Source organism: Streptomyces thermospinosisporus (assembly GCF_039526425.1).
Lineage (GTDB): Bacteria > Actinomycetota > Actinomycetes > Streptomycetales > Streptomycetaceae > Streptomyces > Streptomyces thermocarboxydovorans.
On record NZ_BAAAIZ010000045.1, the window covers coordinates 10,288 to 14,759 of the forward strand.

The following is a 4,472-nucleotide window of genomic DNA, read 5'->3' on the forward strand; positions in this document are numbered from 1 at the left end:
CCAGTTGTCGTTGATGCCCGACCACTCGTTTCCCTCGTACCACCACGACGTGTACACCCGGCCGTCGTTACCGGTGACAAAGAGATCAATGCTGTTGGGTGACTTGGAGATGGCGGTCACGGGTGCACCGGGCGGGAAGAATCCGCCAATGGGGCGCCAGTCACTGGTGATGGCGCTCCATTCTGCGCCTTCATACCACCAACCGGTGTATACGACACCGTCGGAGCCGACGGTGAATACGTCCAGGTTTCCCGGAGACCTGCTGGTCACTGAGATACTGCGCGCTGCTTCCATGGATTTGATCGCCTCGATTACGGACGGGCTGATGTGGCTCTGCGGGCAGACCGGGTACCGCGGCTTCGACACGCGGAAAGAGTGTTCCAATCAGGGGTGCCCAGGGTCAGCACTGTCGGTGCGATTCATACCCCATTGGATCCGGCAATGCCTCTCCCCGCAACTGGGGAGCAGCTGCCGGCCCGGCACCCCTGAACTGGATACAGTGGTCGGTCATCTCACTCGACAAGCACAGGCACGAGTCCGACCGCCGTGGTCGGACCAGGCACTTGAGGCGTCCGGGTCGGCGACTGCCGGTCGCCGACCCGGGTGTCAGTTGCTGACTCAGTTGCGTTGGTTCAGTGCTCTGGTGAGGTCCCGGTTGGCCGCTCGTGCGGCATCGAGGCCGGACCGAGCCTCTTCCAACTGGGCGGTGAGCTCAACGTCTCGCTGCTCCAGCCTGGTGAACTTCCGCTGGAGTTCGTCGACGTCCGTCGGGGCTCCCAGCCCGGACTCCTGCCATGCCTGAGCACCCAGCGCCTGCGACAGAAGCCGGCACACCGCCTGGGCCTGCCCGGTCTGCACCAGGGCCGGGCCGGTGGTGCCGATCGGGAAGAAGAGGTCGGGACCCTCGTCCCGACAGGCAGCGCGGGCACGCCAGTTGTCCATGCAAAGTCACCTGTGTCCGGAGTCGGGAACGCATCCCTCAAGCCCCCTCGGGGATGCTCTGCTCCCTTCCGGGTGACCTGCCGGCCACGGGTGAAACAGGGCATGTCACTGCTCCCGCATGCCCCACGGCGAGCCGTAGGCGTTCAGCAGGTCCAGGAACGGCCTCGCCGGGAACGCCTCCGGACCGAGCACGCCGGTCCCCGACCACTCGCCCGTGGCGAGCAGTTCCAGCGCCACCACGGGGTTGATCGCGGTCTGCCACACCACCGCCTGGCAGCCGTACTCGGCCATGGACCACTGGTTGTCGACCACGTGGTACAGGTACACCTCGCGCGGCGCGCCGTCCTTCGTTCCGCGCACCCACGTCCCGGCGCAGGTCTTGCCGTGCATCCGGTCGCCCAGCGTCGCCGGGTCGGGCAGGCAGGCCGCGACCACGTCCCGCGGGGAGACCTGAACGGGCCCCTGCGCGCTCGGCACCGTCACCGGCTCGGTGCGGTCCAGGCCCAGCAGGTGCAGCGTCTTGAGCGTGTCGATGAACTCCCGCCCCAGCCCGTACTTGAAGGTGACCCGGCGCGCGTTCACCCAGCGCGGGACCAGCAGCACCTCCTCGTGCTCGACGTTCACGCACTCCACCGGGCCGATGCCCTCGGGGAAGTCGAACACCTCCGGCTCGCTGAACGGCTCGGTGGTGAACCAGCCGCGGCCCGCCTCGTACACCACCGGCGGGTTCAGGCACTCCTCGATGGTGGTCCAGATGCTGAAGGAGGGTGCGAAGTCGTAGCCCTCCACCGTGAGGTTGGCCCCGTCGCGGACGCCGATCTCCTCGATCTCGTCGAAGAGTTCATCGGCGGCGTACCGTGCGAAGACGTCCGACAGGCCGGGCTCCACGCCCATGCCGACCAGAGCCAGCGCGCCGGCCTTCTCCCACTCCGCGGCCCGCTCGAACTGCTGGTCGCCGAGCTTCACCCCGCACTCCTCGTACGGCCGCTCGGGGTGCGGCTTCGACAGCGACATCGCCATGTCGACATAGGTGGCCTTGGCGCCCAGCGCGGCCCGGAACAGCGGCATCACGAACCGGGGGTCGGTGGCGTTGAGCAGCACATCGCACTCGTGCTTCGCCAGCAGCGCCGCCACCTGCGCCTCGTCACCGGCGTCCACCCGCTCGGCCTGGAACCGGCCGGCGTCGGCACCGAGGGCGGAGACCGCCGCCTCGGCACGCGAGGGGTCGTAGTCGGCCACCACCATCCGGTCGAAGAACGGCCGGCGGGCCGCGATCCGGGTGATCGCCGTACCCACGCCGCCCGCGCCCACGAGCAGTACACGCATCACGCGCACTCCCTTTCCTTGTCCTCGTCTCATGAAAACGCCGATTGCGCCGAGGGGCCCCTCGAGCCAGATCCAACGCCCGGCAGTGTCGTAAGGTCAATGGCGTTGGCATAAGGGCGCTCCGGGCTCCGGCCCTCGAAGCCCGGCCCGGAAGAACGATCCGCGACGACGGGAGGCGGACGCGATGGCGAAACCGGTGGTGCCCGAGGAGAAGCGGCGGCGGCGCCGGCCTACGAAGAGCGGACGGGTGCTGTCGGAGCAACTGATCGTCGAGACCGCGCTGCGCCTGCTCCGCGAGCACGGCAGCACCGGCCTGACCGCCCGCCGGCTGGGCCTCGCCCTGGACTGCGACCCCAGCACGCTCTACCGCTATTTCCGCGGCATGGACGACCTCACTCTGGCGATCGGCGACGCCCTCATCGGCCGCGCGCTGCACGGCTGGCGGCGCACGGGGCAGTGGCGCGAGGACCTGCGCAGCATCGGCCTGCGCATCCACGAGGCCTACGTCTCCCATCCGCAGGCGGCGGTGCTGACCGCCTCCCGGGTCACCGGCCGCGCCCATGAGCTCGCCGCGGACGAGGCGGTGCTGGACGTGCTGCGCACCGCCGGCTTCCCCCTGCCGGAGACGGTGCGGATCTACCACGCCTTCATCGACACCACGCTCGCCTTCGCCGCCCTCGACGCCGCATCCCTCGCCCTGCCCAGCGCGGCGCTCCGCTCCGACGAGGAGATGTGGCGCTCGACCTACGCCCGCCTCCCCGCCGAGACCCACCCCCGCATCGCTGAGGCGGCCCCCCTGCTGGCCACCCGCATGGTCACCAGCGCCTACCCGACGGCCCTGGACATGCTCCTTGACAGCGCGGCCCGCCGCCTGGAGGAGGTGGCCGGCTAGGTGGCGGTGCTGGTCCACCATGGGCAAGGCTGGCTGGCCGTGCTCCAGGACGTCGACGAGCACACCGGCGGCTTCGGCGGTCCCCGTGCCTGTCCCTCCGACGTTACGCCGGCCCGTCCGGCCGGGGTAATGATGGCTATCCGGGGCTGGAGGACGTCGTGGTCGGCGGCCGGGGCCTATGGCGGTCCCGCCTCGCCGTGCACGTCCCTTCCGGGCACTCCGGGGCCAGCAGGACCGTGGTGGGCGCCATCTCCCGCGCTGCCCACGTGGTGCCTCTGCTGGACTCTGCCGACCTGCTCGGTGTCGACTCGGACTCCGCGTCCCCCTTCCCCTGAAACTGTCGGTGACCTCCTTCCACGGTGGCGAGGGCTTCTCCGTCGTCCCGGACCGGTGCGAACTGAACATCGACGTGCGCACCACGCCCGGCTTCGACGCCCGCGATGCCGAGACGCTCGTCCGCAAGGCCGTCGCCGAGCTCGATGCCCAACTGCCTGCCCCTCGGCCGACCGAGGTCACGCCCGTCGCCGCGTGGCCGCTCTTCCGCCTCGCCGAGGGCGGCGGGCAGCCCGCCGCCGCTCTGCTGAACGCTGCCGCCGAGGCGGGGCTGAATGTGCGGGCGAAGACCGCCGGCCCGTCGAACATCGGCAACCTCCTCGCCGGGGTGGGAATCCCGGCCGCGGCCGGTTTCGGGGTGCCGTACGAGGGGCCGCACGCCATCGACGAGCGCGCCCGCCTCGCCGAGCTGCCCACGGTGTACGCCATCTACCAGCGGGCGGTGCCCGACCTCCTCGGGGGGACCTCCCGTGCCCGTGCCGGATCGCTCCGAGATCCGATACCACAAGTCCCATCTCTGGTGACCGGATCTTCGGGAGCGCCGACGCAGAGGCAGCACCACCTCGCTTCCACCGACGCCAAGGGAGGCTGGTCATTGACGTCTGCCGGGCTCCTGGACAGGTCGGCCAGACCCGGTCGACGTCATCGACTGGGCGAAGCGGTCACTGCCGGCCCGGAGATTCTCACGCGGATGCCCATTCCGGACCGAGGTACGGACGCCACGTCGTCTGACTGCGACGGTGAGCACGCGCTTTGCGACCAGCCGCTGTAGAAACCTGGCGGCCGAGCATGAACTCGCCCACTCCCAGTTCCGACGCCGCCGACAGCCCAAGCAGCCGTGCGCCGGCCACCTCGTCGCCAGACCCGAGAGCGCACGGGGCCAGGCCCATCGCGGTTGCCACGAGATACATCGTCTGGTATTGATCAGAAACTCATGGGGTTCTCGTCCAGGACGTAGCGGACGTGCGGGCCGCCGAAG

Annotated in this window: 3 protein-coding genes and 2 pseudogenes; 2 read left to right on the plus strand and 3 right to left on the minus strand. The window is 69.9% G+C overall.

What is annotated here, in order from left to right; genetic code table 11:
• From ABD207_RS16915 to ABD207_RS16925, 3 genes and pseudogenes are all read right to left on the minus strand, one after another.
• A pseudogene (locus tag ABD207_RS16915) lies at nucleotides 1–366 on the minus strand (hypothetical protein); the annotation flags it as partial.
• 459 nt (nucleotides 367–825) lie between these two features.
• Nucleotides 826–942: pseudogene (locus ABD207_RS16920) on the minus strand (WhiB family transcriptional regulator); the annotation flags it as partial.
• Nucleotides 943–1,047: 105 nt separating this feature from the next.
• Nucleotides 1,048–2,268: a saccharopine dehydrogenase family protein gene (locus ABD207_RS16925; protein ID WP_344013860.1), complete on the minus strand. Its 1,221-nt coding sequence runs from the start codon at nucleotides 2,266–2,268 to the stop codon at nucleotides 1,048–1,050.
• Nucleotides 2,269–2,452: 184 nt separating this feature from the next.
• Here ABD207_RS16925 and ABD207_RS16930 point away from each other — a divergent pair, with 184 nt between their 5' ends.
• Both ABD207_RS16930 and ABD207_RS16935 read left to right on the plus strand, forming a co-directional pair.
• On the plus strand, nucleotides 2,453–3,160 hold the full coding sequence (locus tag ABD207_RS16930; protein ID WP_344013862.1) for a TetR/AcrR family transcriptional regulator: 708 nt from the start codon (nucleotides 2,453–2,455) through the stop codon (nucleotides 3,158–3,160).
• Between the two features lie 343 nt (nucleotides 3,161–3,503).
• A complete protein-coding gene (locus tag ABD207_RS16935) occupies nucleotides 3,504–4,265 on the plus strand; it encodes a peptidase dimerization domain-containing protein (protein WP_344013864.1) in 762 nt (253 codons plus the stop codon).
• Nucleotides 4,266–4,472 lie beyond the last annotated feature (207 nt).

Bases quoted from the DNA above. Each gene is read 5' to 3' on its own strand.
- ABD207_RS16925 (WP_344013860.1), bottom strand. From the start codon at position 2,268: ATGCGTGTACTGCTCGTGGGCGCGGGCGGCGTGGGTACGGCGATCACC.
- ABD207_RS16930 (WP_344013862.1), top strand. From the start codon at position 2,453: ATGGCGAAACCGGTGGTGCCCGAGGAGAAGCGGCGGCGGCGCCGGCCT.